Here is an 18,501-nt window from a genome sequence, read left to right on the forward strand (position 1 = left end):
TCGATTCTTAATTTTCCGGATAGTTTTCTCAATCTTCAAACAGATTTATTAATTGGTCAACTATCAGGTCAAAATCCATCTTTTCATCTACGTTCTGACGTAAAAATGCATTCACAGCCTCAATTTTGGAGATTGCATAATCAATCTCCTTATTAGAACCATTTTTATAGGCTCCTATATTTATCAAATCCTCTGCTTCGGTATAAGTAGCTAAAACATTCTTCAATCTTCCTGCCGCACTTTTATGTTCCTTTGCTACGATGGAAGACATAACACGGGATATACTTTGCAAAACATCTATGGCCGGATAATGATTCTTATTCGCCATTTTTCTTGTCAGCATAATATGTCCGTCAAGGATACCTCTTGCTGTGTCTGTTATGGGTTCATTGAAATCATCTCCGTCAACTAATACGGTATAGAGACCGGTTATGGAACCTTCCCCGGAGTTGCCTGCCCTTTCAAGCAGCTTTGGCATCTCAGAATATACACTCGGCGGATACCCTCTGGAAACAGGGGGTTCACCGGAGGCCAGTCCGATTTCTCTTTGAGCCATTGAAAAACGCGTGAGGGAATCCATCATCAAAAGTACATCTTTTCCCTGGTCCCTGAAGTACTCGGCAATTGCGGTAGCTGTTTTTGCAGCTTTCTTTCGAATAAGGGCCGGTTTATCAGAAGTGGCTACCACTACTACTGACCTTTTCATCCCTTCTTCACCCAAATCTCTTTCCAAAAATTCTCTTACTTCCCTGCCACGTTCACCAATCAGGCCAATGACATTAATATCTGCTTTTGTATTTCTTGCAAACATACCAAGAAGAGTACTTTTACCAACACCGCTGCCGGCAAAAATACCTATTCTCTGCCCTTTACCTACGGTTATCATAGCATCCACCGCTTTTACTCCCAACGGCAGGACTTCATCTATCAGCTTCCTTTTTAAAGGATCCGGAGGCTGTGCTTCAACGGAATATTCCGCTTCTATCTCTAATTCTGTATCATCAATTGGTCTTCCAAGACCATCAAGGGTCTTTCCAAGAAGGCTGTCCCCTACAGAAACCGTTAAAGGTCTTCCGGCAGATTCTACTGTGCTTCCCACTCCTACGCCTTCTATATCGTCATAGGGCATCAATAGGATGCGGTTTTCCTTAAAACCCACCACTTCAGCCATTATAGTCTGTGATTTATCAGAAGATACAATGGTACACAAATCATTTAAATTTGCTTTGGGTCCTATGGATTCTATGGTTAATCCAACCACCTTCACCACTTTCCCTAAGTGCTTTTCATAAGTTCTGTCCAGCAGAATATCATATTTTTCCAGATTAGTCATGCCTTTATCTACCTGCCTTCACTTATCAAAAATTACAGATTATCCATTGAAAGAAGCATAATATCTTTCTTTAGATTTTCCAATTGTGTATCAAGACCACAATCAACTATTCCGGTTTCTGTATCGATAATACACTGGTTTTTTGAAAGATTTTTATCCATTGCAATATCCAGTTCAATAGTTTCATTCAGAATTTCTACCAGACTAGGTCTGTATGCCGTAACTTCCTCATAATCCTCTTTTGACACCTTTATATGATAAAACCTGCTGTTATCACCATGAAGTATGGCTCTGTGGATAAGATGTGTTATAACACCTTTTTTTCCTTCCACTGCAATTCCTGTAACTTTTTCTATCAACGCTGTCATAATTCCCGCAAATTCAGGTTCTAAGGCTGCCGTTTTTTCTTCGTATTCCTTCTTAAGCTCTCTCTCAAGCTTTTCATATTCCTCTTTTCTCTTGAGAGCTTCTTCCATTCCCTTTTTGAACCCGTCATCATAGCCTTTTCGTGTAGAATCATCATACAGCCTTCTGCAATTGGCTTTGCTCTCTTCTTCTGCTATCTTCCGGATAAGCGCCGCTTCTTCTTCCGCCTTTGAAATCATATCTTCCAGACGGCTTCTTAGCTCATCTTCACTTTCCGTTTCCTCTGTCTCTATTACAGGCGCATCTATTCCCGGCTTAAAGCCTTCTAACGATTCGGGTATTTCTTTATTGATAACATGAACCTGGGGCTTATTTGCAAAATTGATAAGTCTGAATTCCTCACTTCTTTCATTTGAGTCAATTACGAATTTATCTTCTGCACTTACTGCTATATATCTTGATTTAATAAGATTAGACAATAATCTCATCACCTCCACCTCTGGAAATGATAATCTCAGCGGAGTCCTCTAATTTTCTAATAATATTAACAATCTTCTGCTGTGCTTCTTCAACATCCTTCAAGCGGACAGGACCCATGAATTCCATATCTTCCTTTATCATAGCTGCAAGACGTTTGGACAGATTGTTAAAGATAACATTCTGTACTTCTTCATTAGAAGCCTTCAATGCTACTGCCAATTCATTATTGTCAACCTCACGAAGTACTCTTTGTATCGAGCGGTCATCCAGAGTAAGAATGTCTTCAAATACAAACATCTTCCTTCTGATTTCATCTGCAAGCTCTGGCTCTTCAATTTCAAGAGTTTCCATAATATGTTTTTCAGTTCCTCTGTCTACAGTATTTAAGATAGATACAATAGAATCTACGCCGCCCACGATGGTATAATCCTGATTAACAAGGGAGGATAATTTACGCTCCAGCACTCTTTCCACTTCTTTGATTACATCCGGAGATGTACGGTCCATCTGTGCAATACGCTTTGCAACATCTGCCTGTTTATCCGGCGCAAGGGCTGATATAATGGCAGATGCCTGACCGGAGGACAGGTAGGAGAGAATGAGGGCAATGGTCTGTGGATGCTCATCCTGAATAAAGTTTAACATCTGGCTGGCATCTGCTTTCCTGACGAATTCAAAAGGACGAACCTGCAAGGAAGCTGTCAGCTTTCCAATAACATCCTTTGCCTTGTCTTCTCCTAAAGCCTTTTCCAGAAGCTCTTTTGCATAAGCAATACCACCTTCTGCAATATACTGCTGTGCAAGGCATATCTCATAAAACTCATCCAATACCTGTTCCTTGGTAGCTGGTGAAATGCTTCTTGTATTGGCAATTTCCAATGTTAACTGTTCTATCTCATCTTCCTTCAAATGCTTAAAAATACTGGCCGATTTCTCGGGCCCTAAGGATATTAAGAGAACAGCGGCTTTTTGTACTCCCGATATTTCTGTATTCTTTGCCATATTCTCCTCCTTATCAACCCCATTCGTCGTTTAGCCAGTTCCTCAAGAGCTGGGCAACGGCATCCGGATTCTCGTCCACAAACTTTTCTATCATCTTCTTTGCTTCTGACTTCTCGCTGAATTCAATATCCTCCAAGGTCTGGTTTTCCTTCGTAGTTGCCAACAACTGTTCGACTGATAACTCCGGCTCAAGCTCTGTAATATCGGCAGGTGCTGTTCCCTTAAATACTACAAATATCAAAAGACCAACGATTGCAGCACCCAAGAGGATCTGCAGATAGAATGACCAGTCTCTCTGTGCCTTTTCCACAGGAATAAATACCGGCTGTTCATAAGCTAAAATGGAGATCGCGTTTGTCGGAATTCCCGTTGCAAGGGACACTGCCTTGTAAACATCATCACTTACGGTTATTTGCTTCGGTTCTTTGTTATCCAATGCATATTTATCAAATGTCGTATTGTCAAGTAATCCCTGGAGTTTTAAATCTTCTTCCTTATAGGTAACGACTTTCGTACATATAATACTGCCTGATGATTCCTCCGGCACTACTGCTCCGACTTCATATTCTGTATTTGTAACACGTTCATTGGGCAAATATTCGATTTGAACCGTAGAAGAAGAGGCACCGTTTTCCGAATCGTTATCGGTATCATAGGATGCTTCATCATTAGAATCTGTCCCCGGCGTTCCGCTGCTTGTCGTGCTGGAATTCTTCGTATCGTATGAGTAATATTTACCATACAGTCCCTGATCCTGCCCGTCTGCAGGAATCTTTTCATTGTACAGCTCAGTTACCTTTTTCATATCAATCTTCCAGTTAAACATAGGCTGAACGTCCGTATATCCAAGCTTTAGCATCAGCATATAAATATTATTGTTAAAGGTATTCTGAAGCTTTTCCTTATACTCCAATACAGAATTGGCATTCCCCGTATAAAGGTCATCCTTTCCGCCAAATAAGAGATTGCCGTCCTGATCAATTATCTTTATTTTATCCGTTGTTTCATTTCCAATGGCGGCCGCAACATATTCCGCTACCGCAGAGGCATTTGCCTTATCAAAATCATCCGTGATGGTAAGTGCCACACTGGCCGGTAAATCCTGCTTTTCAGAAAGAACACTGTAAGTTGTCTCTTCCGGAACATATGTGACCTGCGCATCCTTAATTCCCTTCATCTTAATAAGGTAATTCCGGATTTCTGTCTGTACATACAGATGGTTCTTTAAATTACGGTCACTGTTGGTTGTGCTTAAATCATTCTTTACCAACTGATCCAATGTTAATCCGCTTGTAGGTACATCACTTGAATAAACAACCAACAGTGCATCTGAGAATCTTTTCTTATCAACACTGATTGTCATCCCGTCACCACTCAACTTATAGGCAATTCCCTCATCCTTTAACAGCCCGGCAACCGTACTGACATCTTTCTTCGTCTCGCCGTCCATCAGCTCTTTATATTGGGTTCTGTTCATTACCGTCACCAATATTACCAGCGCAAGAAATACTGTGGTAACAACTGCAATGATTACTGTTTTTTGTTTGCTGGTGTACTTGTTCCATTGATTAAGTAATTGAACTGGTATCTGCTTTAGTCTGTCAACCATAATACTGCTCCTTAAGTTCCATTGTTAGAATTGGAGATTCATAATCTCTTTGTAAGCTTCTAATACCTTATTTCTCACCTGAACAGTATACTGTAATGACAGATTGGCTTTTGACTGCGCAACCTGAAGGTCATAAGTGTTATCAGACAGCCCTAATGCATAGGAAACTTCCGCTTCTTTTGCAGCATTTGACAAATCATTTGTCTCTTTTAACATAGAAAGAGCAGACTGAAACACACTTTCGAAAGTATTGTTCCCAGTGCTCTTCTCTACTCCTGTATTATTTGTACCATATGCGTTTACGCCTGATATTCCGTTAAGAAGTGTAATGTCCATTATTCACCGTTCCCCCACTATTTACCAACTTCAAGGCCTTTTAGCGCCATGCTCTTCATACCATTGAAAGCTGTAATATTTGCCTCATAAGCTCTGGATGCATCAATCAGATTTGCCATCTCAGTAACAGTATTCACATTCGGATATGTTACATAACCGTTTTCATCCGCATCGGGATGGGAAGGATCATAAACCACATTCATTGGAGTTTTTGTATCTTCCTTGATTTCCGTAACCTTAACTCCGGCTCCGGCTGCTTCACTTATCTTCCCTCCCAGGATTTGTGCAAAGGGTGTTGTATTTCTCTCTTCAAAAACCAGAATCTTACGTTTATAAGGGTTCCCATCCTCATCTCTGGTCGTATTCACATTGGCAATGTTCTGCGATATAATATCCATGCGGAGTCTTTGTGCTGTCATACCGCTTGCACTTATATTCATTGCATCAATAACGGACATTCATTTTCCTCCTAACTATTGGATAGTGCTATTCTTATTCTGCTGAATTCCTGTGTCATCGCATCCAGCAAAGCATCATGAGTAATTTGGTTCTCTGCAAAATTCGCTGATTCTGTATCTATATCAACATTATTACCGTCAAGCCTGTAGCTTAAGGATGAATTATCTGTATAAATAGTCGGTTCTATTGACTGTAAATCTACCCCTGCTACTTTTCTGTCGAGAGTGCCGGAGCCCTGCTGTAAGGCGCCCGCCAAATAGGTCTGAAATTCAATGTCCTGTCTTTTATAGCCCGGAGTACTGACATTGGCAAGATTGTTAGTCAACAGCTTGCCTCTTGTCCAAGTAGCATCTGCTGCTTTGTTTAGTATGTTTACATAGTTAAACAAATCTGAATTTATCATACTTACACTCCTTTCGTAACTAGTTTCAATTATAAAGATATTACGACAAAAAAACAAGTTAATTTTTTGAAATTAGTACTATTATATCATATAATGTAAATTATTCGAATATTAGCTCAAATGCACATTTTCTGCGGAGAATCATAGTTGTATTAAGAGTTTTAATTGATATCTTAATCATATTTTTACAAAATTTACTTTTACATTTTTTAACAATTCCGCAAAAAAATGGACTTATAAATATACAATTTAAAAGTCCATTTTTATTATCGCATAAATTGGTATCAGCCAACCAGCATTCCTATTTATTTAATTTTTTCAATTCCTCAAATACAACGTCATTTAAGACCTTAATATAAGTTCCCTTCATCCCTGAAGAACGTGATTCAATAACACCGGCACTTTCAAACTTACGGAGAGCATTGACAATTACAGATCTGGTAATTCCTACTCTGTCAGCAATTTTACTTGCAACAAGAATTCCCTCAGTGCCTTCCAGTTCCTCGAATATATGAATGATCGCTTCCAGTTCTGAAAAAGATAAGGTACTGATTGCAGATTTCACAATCTGTACTTTACGGCTTTCCTCTGCGCTTTCTTCATTCACGGAACGCATCATCTCAAGTCCGACAACTGTTGTTCCATATTCACTAAGTATGATATCATCCAAATCATATTGCTTCTGGCTCTTATACAGAAACAGGGTTCCGAGCCTCTCTCCTGCGATATCAATCGGTATGATAATCGCCTGATAGTTAACATCCGTATCAAGCTCAAAACCGAGAGTTAATAAGTTGACATTTTCTTTGGTTGACAGGATGTTTAAAAGTCTTTCATTCAGCATTTGATCAATGTAGCCGCCAACGGCATCCTTAATCAGTTCTTTAATTTCGACAATATCATCTCTGTTCTTAATTCCCAGAACCTTACCTTTTTTACTGATTACCAGAATATTTGACTCCAGAATCTCACTTAACACCTCACAGATGTCATTAAATACAACCTTGTGAGAATTGTTATTGTGTAACAGCTTGTTAATCTTTCTCGTCTTATCCAGCAATTGTACACTCATGAAATAACCTCCCAGTACCCCCGCTTGTTTACCTGATATTTCAAAATAACCAGTAATATTTCACAAAAGATAAGATACCGGTCATTTATATTGGCATTAGATAAATATTATCATACCTTTTTCATAAAAACAATAGTTATTTCTTGTTTTTGACGCACATTTTAATTAAATTTATCTGTTTTTCTTATATTTCTCATTTATTCGCAACAATAAACCCACATTTATCATCGGAACACACCAGGCTGTTTCCTTTTTCTATCAGTACTTTGCCGCATTTAGGGCACTTTTTATCCGTAGGTTTCTGCCATGTCATAAATTCACATTCCGGATTATTCTCACATCCGTAATATTTACGTCCTTTTTTTGTTTTGCGGATTACAACATCTTTTCCGCATAAGGGGCAGGCGACTCCGATTTTCTCAAGGTAAGGCTTTGTATTACGACATTCCGGAAAACCGGGGCAGGCTAAGAATTTACCGTGGGGCCCATATTTGATGACCATATTCCTGCCGCACTCTTCGCAGATGATGTCCGTCTTTTCATCCTCAATCTTTATTTCCTCCAGACTGTCTTTTGCATTGGTAACTGCTTCCTCAAGGTCCGGATAAAAGTTACGTACCACTGTTTTCCAGCAAATACTTCCATCTTCTACTTTATCTAAAAGTGATTCCAGATTTGCCGTAAAATTAACATCTACAATACTGGGAAAAGCTTCTTTCATAATCTTATTCACTACTTCACCAAGCTCAGTCACATACAGGTTCTTATTCTCTTTTATCACATATCTTCTGGCAAGAATCGTTGAAATCGTAGGAGAATAGGTACTGGGTCTTCCAATACCAAGTTCTTCCAGTGTCTTAACCAGGGAGGCTTCTGTATAATGGGGCGGCGCCTGTGTAAAATGCTGGGAGGGATCAAATTCCAAAAGCTTTACCTTTGAATTCTCCGTTATATCCTTTAGCATGGCACTGCTTTCGCTTTCTTCCTCCTCGGAATAAACACTTAAATATCCGTCAAATATCATTTTGGAGGCGGAGGCAGTAAACTTATACCCCTTCGCTTCTAATTTAACATTGATGGTTTCATATCTTGCAGGCGACATACGGCTTCCTACAAAACGCTTCCAGATAAGCTGGTAAAGCCTGAATAAATCACGGCTTAAAGATTCCTTTACGATTACCGGTGTAAGATCCGTATAGGTCGGCCGGATAGCTTCATGGGCGTCCTGTATCTTCTTACCGTTTGCCTTTTTCTCTTCCGCTTCGGATATATAATTACTTCCATAGTTCTTTTCAATAAAATCTCTTGCAAACGTATCTGCTTCTTCTGAGATACGCACGGAATCCGTTCTTAAATAAGTAATTAAACCTATGGTGCCATGTCCTTTGATGTCAATACCCTCATATAACTGCTGCGCCAGCCTCATAGTCTTGGAGGTGGAGAAATTCAGGGTCTTGGCAGCCTCCTGCTGTAAAGTACTGGTGGTAAAGGGCAGCGGCGCTTTTCTTTGCCTCTCTCCCCTTTTAATTTCTGCAATTTTGAATTCTGCATTTTCCAGTTCTTTTAAGATACCTTTTAATTCTTCTTCGGATGCAATATTCTTTTTATCGGAAGAGGCAGGTAAAAACTTTGCTATAAGCGGCTTTTTTTCTCCCTCCACCTGAAAGCTTCCTTCTAATGTCCAGTACTCTTCCGGCACAAATGCATTAATTTCATCTTCTCTGTCGCAGATAATACGAAGAGCAACGGATTGCACACGCCCTGCACTTAACCCCCGCTTAACCTTTGCCCACAGCAAAGGGCTTATACTATAACCCACCATACGGTCTAACATTCGTCTGGTCTGCTGGGAATCCACAAGGTCCATGTCAATTTCCCTTGCCTGTTTTATGGAAGCCTTAACTGCATTTTTGGTGATTTCATTAAAAGTTATCCTGCTGCTGCCTTTTTCATCCAGCTTTAAAGTCTTTGTCAAATGCCAGGATATTGCTTCTCCTTCACGGTCAGGGTCAGTAGCCAGATATATCTTATCTGCTTTTTTAACTTCTTTTCGAATCTTCGCAAGAAGGTCACCCTTGCCTCTGATTGTAATATACTTGGGTTCAAAATCATTTTCTATATCAATGCCAAGCTGGCTCTTCGGTAAATCTCTGACATGTCCGTTTGAAGCCACCACTTCATAATTCGTACCTAAAAATTTCTTTATTGTCTTTGCTTTTGCCGGTGATTCTACAATAACTAGATTCATGTACACTCCCCTATCTGGATTTCTGTTTCCTTTCTTAATGAGAGGAGATAGTTTCTTCTCCCTTCACACTAGCTCCCATGCCTTCCTCAGTACACCTCAAGTTTGTGCCGAGGATTTCGCAAGTTTACTTGCGAAACTGCTCAAATCAAAAGTGAAAAATGTCTTTTATTTTTCACACTATATCTGTCACATAATAATTTGCTCTGATTTGCTTTATATAATTCTTACTTTCCAACTGAAATAGCAGCGAAGCCAATTCTCCGATAGGAAAATCCGCTTCCTTTGCAATGTCGTTTAAATGTTTTGGGATACGACTTAAACAAGCATACACTATTTTTTCATTCGCTTCAAGTAATTTATCATTTTTTTTATTGCCTTTAGTAATTTTTTTACAAGTCAGAATATAATCTTCCAGAATATCATAGGTTTCTGTGCACATCTTGGCGCCCATTTTCAGGATATTATTGCAGCCATCACTTAAAATATCTCCCGGCCTTCCCGGTATGGCATAAATGTTTTTTCCCTGCTCAAGTCCATAATCCACGGTAATTAAGGAACCGCTTTTTTCTCTGGCTTCTACTACCAGTATTCCATCGGACATCCCGCTGATAATCCGGTTTCTCATGGGAAAATGATATGCCCTGGGCTGTGTCCCAGGAGCATACTCTGTAAGGATTCCTCCACTCATACACATTTTCAGATAAAGATTAAAATTTTCCACCGGATAACAGATATCTGCTCCGCAGCCAAGTACTCCAAAGGTATCCCCCTCTGCCATTAAGGCTCCGTCATGAGCTGCCCCGTCAATACCTGCCGCTAATCCGCTGATAATTCCAACACCTGCCTTTGCCAGTTCCTTTGCAAAGCTTCTTGCCATCTCCCTGCCGTAATCCGAACAGTTCCTTGCTCCGATTACCGCTATATTTACGCCCTCTTTGGCCGGAAGCTTCCCCTTATAAAAAATTCCTAAAGGGGATTCATATATGTTTCTTAGCTTTTCGGGATATTCTCCGTCCTCTATTGTTACAAAATATATGCCCTTACTTTTAAGTTTAGCATAGTTTTCCTGGACAGAGCTTTCTTTTCGGCTGTTATCTATTCTTTCGATATCCTTGTTTGTCAGAATCTCAAGCCTTGAAAAGGCCTCTGTTTTTTCTTTAAAAGCTTCCTCCGGGGAAGAGAAAAAGGAAAGTATCGCTTCCTTTTTCTTTTGGCTCAGCTCTGATATTGAACAAAGCCAGTACCAATACTCTTTCTTTGTCATATATGCCTCCTGCTAATACTAATAATTTCCCTGCTCTAGAGCTGCTCCCAATATTTTTTATCCATGCTGCGGTAACAGATTGCCTCGCTGATATGCCTTATACCTATGCATTCCTCTTCTTCCAGATCTGCAATGGTTCTTGCTACCTTTAATATCCTGTGATAAGCCCTGGCGCTCAAATTAAGCCTGTTATAAGCCTCTTCCATGATTCTCTCCTCCTCTTTTCCAAGTCTGCAAAAAGAAGTCAGCATTTTCGAACTAAGCTCTGAATTGAATTGGATATTTTCATTCCGGTAACGGGCATACTGCATATTTCTTCCCCGTTTGATGCGCTCTCTGATGGAAGCAGAAGTTTCGTTCTTTCCCTGTTTATTTAATTCCTTATAGTCTGTCTGCGGCACTTCAATGCTGATGTCAATTCTATCCAGCAGCGGACGGCTGATTTTCCCAAGATAGTGCCTTACCTGGGAAGAGGAGCAGCGGCACTTACTTCTGTCAGGGTAATACCCGCAATTACAAGGGTTCATGGCAGCGCAGAGCATCAGGTTAGCCGGATACCGGTAAGTCCCGGTAAGCCTTGTTATGGTTATTTCATTTTCCTCTAAGGGCTGCCTTAGAATCTCAATCGTATTACGGTTGAATTCCGGAAATTCATCCAGAAATAATACCCCCAGATGGGAAAGACTGATTTCTCCCGGCATCGGAAATCTTCCCCCTCCTGTTAAGGCTGTTGCAGTGATTGTGTGGTGTGGTGACCGAAATGGCCTGTTTCGTATCAAAGACTGGTTATTATTTAAAAGACCAGAGACACTATATATTTTAGAAATTTCCAGACTTTCTTCAAAAGACAGTTCGGGAAGAACTGTGGGTATCCTTCTTGCAAGCATGGTCTTCCCCGAACCGGGAGGACCGATTAACAGAATATTATGCATACCGCATGCAGCAATTTCTATAGCACGTTTCGCAAGCTCCTGCCCTAAGATATCAGAGAAATCAACCTCATAAGGTTCTTTCCCCTGTTTAAGCTCTTCTTTCTTTATCATGCAAGGCTCCAGAGGTATTTTTTTGTTCAAAAACCCGGCCAGTTGGATTAAGTTCTCTGCGCCATATACCTCAATCCCCTGAACCACAGCCCCTTCCCTGACATTGGCAGCAGGAACAAAGCACCTTTTAAAGCCCTGCTCATATGCCATGTAGACAATTGGCAAAACACCGTTAACTTTTTTGATTTCTCCGCTTAAGCTTAACTCACCGATAAATAGGGAATCTTTTAGACTGTCCTCTGTCAAAAATCCCAGAGAAACAAGGACTGCAACTGCAATAGGCAAGTCAAACGCCGTACCTTCCTTGCGCATATCTGCCGGCGAAAGATTGATGGTTATCCGTTTTGCCGGCAAACGGTAACCAGAGTTTTTCAAAGAAATACGGACCCGTTCCCTGGCTTCCCGCACCTCCGATCCGAGGTATCCTACCAGGTCAAATACAGGCAGGCCGTCACTGATATCTGCTTCCACAGTGACGACCCTGCTCTCAATTCCATGAACAGCTCCGCTAAAGACTTTACTAAACATTAACTTCCTTTCCCTGTCTCCGGAAAGAAGCACCATCCATGAAAAGTATAACAAAATATGGAAGGACTTACAAGCTTTATTTCTTCGTATCCAATATCTTCTTCAGTTCATCCATAAAGGTATTAACATCCTTAAATTCCCTGTACACGGAAGCAAATCTCACATAGGCCACCGCATCCAGGTCTTTTAGCTTATCCATTAATATCTCGCCGATCACAGAGCTTTTTATTTCCTTTTCTTCCATATTAAATATGGCGGTTTCCACCTCATCAACCAGTGCTTTCATCTGGTCAACGGATATGGGCCTTTTATGGCAGGAACGAAAAACTCCCGCTTCGATTTTCGACCTGTCATAGGGCTCTCTGTTATTGTCTTTCTTAATTACAACCAATGGGATGGCTTCAACCTTTTCATAGGTTGTAAAACGCTTGGAACATTCATCGCATTGCCTTCTTCTTCGAATGGAGCTTCCGTCATCCGCCGGTCTTGAGTCTATTACTCTTGTATTTTCATCACTGCAAAAAGGGCACCTCATACTATATACCTTATCCTTCCCTCGAACATATTAAATAAATTATTAGTTATTTTAAGTTGATTATATTGAAAGATATTCCTTCGGTCAAGATATTTTATTGTTTCATGTTACATATATTTATTAATAATGGCATTTTAAGACATAGGGAGGCTATCTTATGAGACTATGTGATCTAAAGCAAAAGGAAGTTATTAATTGCAGAGACGGAGAGAGACTTGGCTATGTCTGCGACCTGGATTTCGATGTTAACACAGGAATAATTACCCATATCATAGTTCCCGGTCCCTGTAAAATATGGGGCATTATAGGCAGGGACCAGGAATATATCATCAGCTATAATTGCATTAAGCAGATTGGAACGGATGTAATACTGGTGGATATCGAGGCAGAAAAGTTTTTGGTCAGATCACCCTATATCTGAAACAGTCCTTTTTAAGGTTTGCAGACACGGCAGGGCTCATATCCCTCTTCTTTTGCTTTTTTAAGTGAGACAGACCTGTAGTTGCCTTTTATATACTTACAATCCTTTCTATGATACTTATTTCCCTTCTCCGTAATATACACCAGCTCGTTACTCTTATCCGCTTTCTTATCTTTTATTTTACCCGTTGTTTTCACCGATATATTTTTGCCGTCACTGGTAATTACAATTGTTCCCTGCAAATCTGTACGGTAGGTTTGTATATCTTCCTCTTCAAGGCCGGCTAAGGTAGCATAGGCAGGATGCCCATAAGTGTTATTTTTCCCACAGGATATCATCGCATAGGTCGGATCAACTGCTTTTAAGAATTCAGGACAGCTGCTGGTCAAGGAACCATGATGGTTTACCTTTAATACGTCCGCTTCAATATTTCTTCCGCTCAAGGCAAGGTCCTTTTCTGCCTTTTCTTCCAAATCTCCTGTAAAAAGAAAGGAAGTTTTTCCATTGACAAGCCGTATTCCCAGGGAGTAATTATTGACATTGTCCCCATAGTCCTCCTTAGCGGGCGTAACAAAGGTAAAAGAAGCATTTCCTAGCCTGTATGTATCACCGGCAGAAGGATGGGTCATTTTTATCTCTTTTCCAATTACCTGTAACAGGTTATCATATTCCTTGGAATTGTATGTAACATCGCTTAAAAATACTTCACCCGTCTTAAATGTTTGTATTACCTGGGCCAGGCCTCCGATATGGTCACTATGAGGATGCGTTCCGATTACGTATTTCAGCTCCTTTATATTCTCGGCTTTAATATCCGAAACAACCGTATCTCCTTTTTCTGCTTCGCCGGCATCAATTAACATAGCCTCACCCTGGGATTCAAGAAGGATAGAGTCCCCCTGTCCCACATCCAGATACATAACCTTTAAGATTCCGGTATCAATATCCGTATTGCTATTCATATCCTGTGCCGAGCACCCGGTGAAAGCCAGAAATATAACTAAAATAAAAGACAGCTTAAAGAACCATCTGAATTTATAAAGCCTATTTTCTTTTTTCGTCATTCTTCTTCATCCTTTTCTTATGGCAATCTTTTTATAGCTTACTAAAGGTAAAGAAAAAAAGCAATACAAAAAGCACCCTTACTATGCTAAAATCTAATAGTTCGGGTGCATCTGTGCTATGGTAAAATATATCTATTGGCTTAAATAATTTTTCATGTTTTTCAGAGCAGACTTTTCAAGCCTTGATACCTGCGCCTGGGAAATACAGATTTCCTTTGCAACCTCCATTTGGGTCTTCCCCTCATAAAAACGCAGTTTGATAATTCCTCTTTCTCTTTCAGACAATTTTGACAGAGCTTCCTTTAAGGCTATTTCTTCCACCCAGTTTTCTTCTTTGTTCTTTTTATCACTGACCTGGTCCATGATGTAGAGAGTATCGCCGCCTTCTGAATATACGGGTTCATACAAAGACACAGGGCTTTGTATTGCATCCAGGGCATACACAACATCCTCCTTGGATATTCCGATTTCCTCTGCTATCTCACAGACAGTGGGCTCCTTGTCATTTTTCTTAAGCAATGCTTCTTTTGTATAAATTGCTTTATAAGCAGTATCTCTTAATGATCTGCTTACCCTTATACTGTTATTATCTCTTAGATATCTTCTGATTTCCCCAATAATCATAGGTACTGCATAAGTGGAGAATTTCACATTCTGGGTAATATCAAAATTATCAATTGCCTTCATAAGCCCAATACAGCCTATTTGAAATAAATCATCAACATTTTCATTACTGCCTGAAAACCTTTGGATTATACTAAGTACAAGACGTAGATTTCCTTTTATATACAATTCCCTGGCCTCTTTATCTCCTTCTAAAATGCGTTTAAACAATTCTTCCTTTTCACTATTGTTCAGTAATGGCAATTTCGATGTATTTACACCACATATCTCTACCTTATAAAGAGCCATATGAAAACCTCCAAATCATTTTTTCGTCATGTATCGGAGTGGCTGTAACCATTTCTTCCACTCATTGCATAAGTAAATGATTTACTATTCTGGTCATCTTTATACGGTAAAAATAGATGTAATAATTTCCTTTTTTATTCTAAGCGAAGCATTTCTTTTTTTAGCCTCTTTATTATTTTCTTTTCCAGCCTTGAAATGTAAGATTGGGATATTCCAAGAAGGTCCGCAACCTCTTTTTGAGTTCGTTCATTCCCATCTTCCGTGTTAATTCCAAACCTTAACTGGACGATAATCCGCTCTCTTTCGCTAAGCTTTGAAAGTGCTTTTCCAAGAAGCTTTCTATCAACTTCTTCCTCTATATTCCGATAGATAACATCTTCTTCCGTGCCAAGAATGTCGGATAAAAGGAGCTCATTACCATCCCAATCCACGTTAAGAGGTTCGTCAATGGATACCTCAAGCTTCGTTTTATTATTACGCCTTAAATACATCAAAATTTCGTTTTCAATGCATCTGGAGGCATAGGTGGCAAGCTTTATATTCTTATCCGGATTATAGGTATTTATGGCCTTAATTAATCCGATTGTACCAATGGATATTAAGTCCTCTACACCAACACCTGTATTATCAAATTTTTTTGCTATGTATACAACCAGTCTGAGATTATGCTCCACTAATATTGATTTTGCTTCGGTATCATCCTCTGTGCCAAGCCTGGCTATCTCCTGTGCCTCCCTTACGGCATCAAGAGGTGCAGGAAGAACTTCTGCTCCGCCGATATAGTGGATCTCACCGCGCCCATTAAATAAAATACTCCTGAAATCAGGTATCAACCGAAAAGTAAACTTATTCGGAATAGTTATTTTTAACAGCATTAATCTCTTTCCTCCCTTTCCATTACATAATACTCCATGCATATCGCAAGTTTGCCAGTAGATTGCTTGCAATCTACACGATACTGCCTGAATAAAAAGTGAAAATTTTTATAATTTTCACATAACCCTCTTGCATATCGCAAGTTTGCTTGCGATACTGCCCAAATAAAAAGTGAAAATTTTTTATAATTTTCACATAACCTCCTTATGTAAAATGATTTGATAATCCTTACGGACGGATAGCTTCCTTCTGCTGACAGCAGTCAGAACTTTCTCCCTGACAGTTTCTTCCTCCCCTTCCCACAGGACAACTTTATCCAATTCGAAAGCTGGTAAAATTCCACTTTTTCCAACTGAATGAAAAGGGATCAGCCGTATGGGCAAAATCTCTCCTGCCGCTTCCTTCCACTCCAGGAAATCCCCCGAGGAGCAGCCTTCTTCAAAATTATCAAGCAGTTTTTGCAACATAGTATTCTCCGAATTCGTCAATAAGGGTTCAATCACTGTATATTCTGTTACTATAACCGGTTTTCCAAGATAAGGATCCCTTAAGCAATTGCCGGTATCCATAAAGCCAACTGCTCTGACCACCTTTTCACGAAATACAAGTTCTGCCGGATATAGCTCCGACTCCTTATACCGAAGTTTTTTTAGAAAACCCGCAAAAATAAGCATTCCCGCTGTTCCTGATACAAAAGCCAATAACAGATACAGGCGGCTGTTATCTGCAAGATATAAGCCAAATCCGGTATAATAATAAAGACCGTTCAGCAGACCTCCCAAAAAGAAGGTTGAAATGTAAAGTAACACCACTGCTTTGATTCGCTCTCTCCATGATTTTCTGCTAAAAGTAATCCTTACCATGAGATAACTTAGTAAAAAATAGGCCAATAAAAACCGTAACAGGCGGTTTATATCCGGTGTTACCGCAAACAGGCAGGCGCCGGCCGCACCCACACCAGCTCCCAGGCATATCCTTAAATGAGAGCTCTCATACTTTAATATTCTTTTGACCGTGGCCAAAAGAATAAAATCCATAATGAAATTTATGATAAAAATCACATCAACATAAACTTCTAAATACAAAGCCACCCCCTCATTTCACTTATAATAGAATCTATTATAGCTGTTCTCTTCTGTTATTTTTGTCAAATACTGGTATTTAAACTTAAGTTTTCATTTACCTTCACTTACAATATACCCGCCTATTCAACGATATAATCAGGTTTCCTGTTAGAATATTAACCAATATGTAAATATATGGTAACTAATGGTTAAAAAAAGACCTGTATCAGGTTTTAAGGCCTGATACAGGCTGTTAATCAGCATTTTTATTTTTCTTATTTATGGTTGCGGTTCTTTTGCAAAAATTCCGGTATTTTAATACTTCCGGCATCATTATTTTCTCTGGTAGTGTTATGTGAAAGGCTGCTGCCATAGGAGGGATTTACATTCGTATTTGTTGCTGCCACCTGGGATTGTGCTTTCTCATAAGGAGACACCGGCTGGCTGTTAAACTTATAATCCGGTCTGCTCGTGGGCTGCTTTAGGAAGCTGGGTCCCTTTGCCTCAATTCTGCCGGTATTAGCTGCTCCTTCCAGTCCTGTCGCTATTACCGTAATGGTAACATAGTCAGGTGCAGTTTCATCGTACATGGCACCAAAGATAATATTAGCAGCTTCACCTGCCAGTTCCTGAACCATCGTTGCCGCTTCATTTGCCTCAATAAGGCTGATGTCACCGGATATATTGATAATAACATGGGATGCTCCCTGTATGGTTGTCTCAAGAAGGGGACTGGTAATCGCCTGATTCACAGCGCTGATACATTTGTCATCACCCTTTCCTATACCGATACCGATGTGGGCAACACCCTTGTCCTTCATAACAGTCTGAACGTCCGCAAAATCCAGGTTAATAAGTCCCGGCACATTGATTAAGTCTGTTATACCCTGGACACCCTGCTGTAATACTTCATCCGCTTTCTTTAAAGCATCCGGCATAGTAGTACGCCTGTCCACAATTTCTAAAAGTTTATCATTCGGAATTACAATTAAAGTATCCACATGTTCTTTTAAGCGCTCAATTCCTGAAAGAGCATTGTTCATGCGGGCTTTTGCTTCGAATTTGAAGGGTTTCGTCACAATACCTACTGTAAGTATTCCCATATCCTTTGCTATCTGTGCCACTACGGGAGCCGCTCCTGTTCCTGTTCCGCCGCCCATACCGCAGGTTACAAATACCATGTCAGCACCTTTTATTATCTCTATGAGTTCTTCCTTGCTCTCTTCCGCAGCCTGGGCTCCAATCTCCGGCTGTGCCCCTGCACCAAGGCCCTTTGTCAGCTTTTCACCAATTTGAACGCACTGAGGTGCCTTACAGTTCTTTAAATGCTGCTTGTCCGTGTTTACGCAAATAAATTCAACTCCAATAATATTTTGTTCAATCATTCTATTTACAGCATTATTTCCTGCACCTCCTACTCCGATTACTAGTATTTTTGCAGTAGATTCTGCTTCACTCGTTCTTATTTCAAGCAAGGTACTTCCTC

The 18,501-nt window shown here is 40.0% G+C and carries 18 protein-coding genes; 1 reads left to right on the plus strand and 17 read right to left on the minus strand.

Annotated features, from left to right (window positions below):
• Positions 1 to 28: 28 nt before the first annotated feature.
• From fliI to nrdR, 12 genes are all read right to left on the minus strand, one after another.
• Positions 29 to 1,333, minus strand: a complete 1,305-nt coding sequence (gene fliI / locus BUF11_RS12405; RefSeq protein WP_073589180.1) for a flagellar protein export ATPase FliI — start codon at positions 1,331 to 1,333, stop codon at positions 29 to 31.
• Between the two features lie 32 nt (positions 1,334 to 1,365).
• Entirely contained in the window at positions 1,366 to 2,187 is an 822-nt protein-coding gene (locus BUF11_RS12410) for a FliH/SctL family protein (protein WP_073589181.1), read from the minus strand.
• Positions 2,171 to 3,181, minus strand: a complete 1,011-nt coding sequence (fliG, locus tag BUF11_RS12415; protein WP_073589182.1) for a flagellar motor switch protein FliG — start codon at positions 3,179 to 3,181, stop codon at positions 2,171 to 2,173. The genes BUF11_RS12410 and fliG overlap by 17 nt, the downstream gene beginning before the upstream one ends.
• A 13-nt stretch (positions 3,182 to 3,194) precedes the next feature.
• Positions 3,195 to 4,790: a hypothetical protein gene (locus tag BUF11_RS12420; RefSeq protein WP_073589183.1), complete on the minus strand. Its 1,596-nt coding sequence runs from the start codon at positions 4,788 to 4,790 to the stop codon at positions 3,195 to 3,197.
• A 24-nt stretch (positions 4,791 to 4,814) separates the two neighbouring features.
• A complete protein-coding gene (gene fliE, locus BUF11_RS12425) occupies positions 4,815 to 5,126 on the minus strand; it encodes a flagellar hook-basal body complex protein FliE (protein WP_073589184.1) in 312 nt (103 codons plus the stop codon).
• A gap of 17 nt (positions 5,127 to 5,143) precedes the next feature.
• Complete coding sequence (gene flgC / locus BUF11_RS12430; RefSeq protein WP_073589185.1) at positions 5,144 to 5,584, minus strand: flagellar basal body rod protein FlgC; 441 nt, start codon at positions 5,582 to 5,584, stop codon at positions 5,144 to 5,146.
• An 11-nt stretch (positions 5,585 to 5,595) separates the two neighbouring features.
• Positions 5,596 to 5,988 (minus strand): flagellar basal body rod protein FlgB, encoded by a 393-nt coding sequence (gene flgB / locus BUF11_RS12435; protein WP_073589186.1) that lies wholly within the window; start codon positions 5,986 to 5,988, stop codon positions 5,596 to 5,598.
• A gap of 301 nt (positions 5,989 to 6,289) precedes the next feature.
• Entirely contained in the window at positions 6,290 to 7,060 is a 771-nt protein-coding gene (codY, locus tag BUF11_RS12440) for a GTP-sensing pleiotropic transcriptional regulator CodY (protein ID WP_073589187.1), read from the minus strand.
• A gap of 193 nt (positions 7,061 to 7,253) precedes the next feature.
• Positions 7,254 to 9,308, minus strand: coding sequence for a type I DNA topoisomerase (gene topA, locus BUF11_RS12445; RefSeq protein ID WP_073589188.1), 2,055 nt, complete (start codon positions 9,306 to 9,308; stop codon positions 7,254 to 7,256).
• 172 nt (positions 9,309 to 9,480) lie between these two features.
• A complete protein-coding gene (gene dprA, locus BUF11_RS12450; RefSeq protein ID WP_073589189.1) occupies positions 9,481 to 10,572 on the minus strand; it encodes a DNA-processing protein DprA in 1,092 nt (363 codons plus the stop codon).
• 35 nt (positions 10,573 to 10,607) lie between these two features.
• Positions 10,608 to 12,143, minus strand: a complete 1,536-nt coding sequence (locus BUF11_RS12455) for a YifB family Mg chelatase-like AAA ATPase (protein ID WP_073589190.1) — start codon at positions 12,141 to 12,143, stop codon at positions 10,608 to 10,610.
• 76 nt (positions 12,144 to 12,219) lie between these two features.
• Positions 12,220 to 12,678, minus strand: coding sequence for a transcriptional regulator NrdR (gene nrdR / locus BUF11_RS12460; protein WP_073589191.1), 459 nt, complete (start codon positions 12,676 to 12,678; stop codon positions 12,220 to 12,222).
• Between the two features lie 157 nt (positions 12,679 to 12,835).
• Between nrdR and BUF11_RS12465 the strand changes: the two genes are divergently transcribed.
• Complete coding sequence (locus BUF11_RS12465) at positions 12,836 to 13,099, plus strand: PRC-barrel domain-containing protein (protein WP_073589192.1); 264 nt, start codon at positions 12,836 to 12,838, stop codon at positions 13,097 to 13,099.
• 11 nt (positions 13,100 to 13,110) lie between these two features.
• Here BUF11_RS12465 and BUF11_RS12470 read toward each other — a convergent pair whose 3' ends face one another.
• The 5 genes from BUF11_RS12470 to ftsZ all read right to left on the minus strand — a co-directional run bounded on the left by BUF11_RS12470 (position 13,111) and on the right by ftsZ (position 18,490).
• Complete coding sequence (locus BUF11_RS12470) at positions 13,111 to 14,163, minus strand: ComEC/Rec2 family competence protein (RefSeq protein WP_073589193.1); 1,053 nt, start codon at positions 14,161 to 14,163, stop codon at positions 13,111 to 13,113.
• Positions 14,164 to 14,295: 132 nt separating this feature from the next.
• The gene (sigG, locus tag BUF11_RS12475; protein WP_073589194.1) at positions 14,296 to 15,075 is read right to left on the minus strand and encodes an RNA polymerase sporulation sigma factor SigG; all 780 of its coding nucleotides are present in this window, start codon (positions 15,073 to 15,075) and stop codon (positions 14,296 to 14,298) included.
• Positions 15,076 to 15,209: 134 nt separating this feature from the next.
• Positions 15,210 to 15,950, minus strand: coding sequence for an RNA polymerase sporulation sigma factor SigE (gene sigE, locus BUF11_RS12480; protein WP_073589195.1), 741 nt, complete (start codon positions 15,948 to 15,950; stop codon positions 15,210 to 15,212).
• Positions 15,951 to 16,142: 192 nt separating this feature from the next.
• The gene (locus BUF11_RS12485) at positions 16,143 to 17,036 is read right to left on the minus strand and encodes a sigma-E processing peptidase SpoIIGA (protein WP_073589196.1); all 894 of its coding nucleotides are present in this window, start codon (positions 17,034 to 17,036) and stop codon (positions 16,143 to 16,145) included.
• A gap of 254 nt (positions 17,037 to 17,290) precedes the next feature.
• Positions 17,291 to 18,490: a cell division protein FtsZ gene (gene ftsZ, locus BUF11_RS12490; protein ID WP_073589197.1), complete on the minus strand. Its 1,200-nt coding sequence runs from the start codon at positions 18,488 to 18,490 to the stop codon at positions 17,291 to 17,293.
• Positions 18,491 to 18,501 lie beyond the last annotated feature (11 nt).

This window comes from Anaerocolumna xylanovorans DSM 12503, assembly GCF_900143645.1.
Classification (GTDB): domain Bacteria; phylum Bacillota; class Clostridia; order Lachnospirales; family Lachnospiraceae; genus Anaerocolumna; species Anaerocolumna xylanovorans.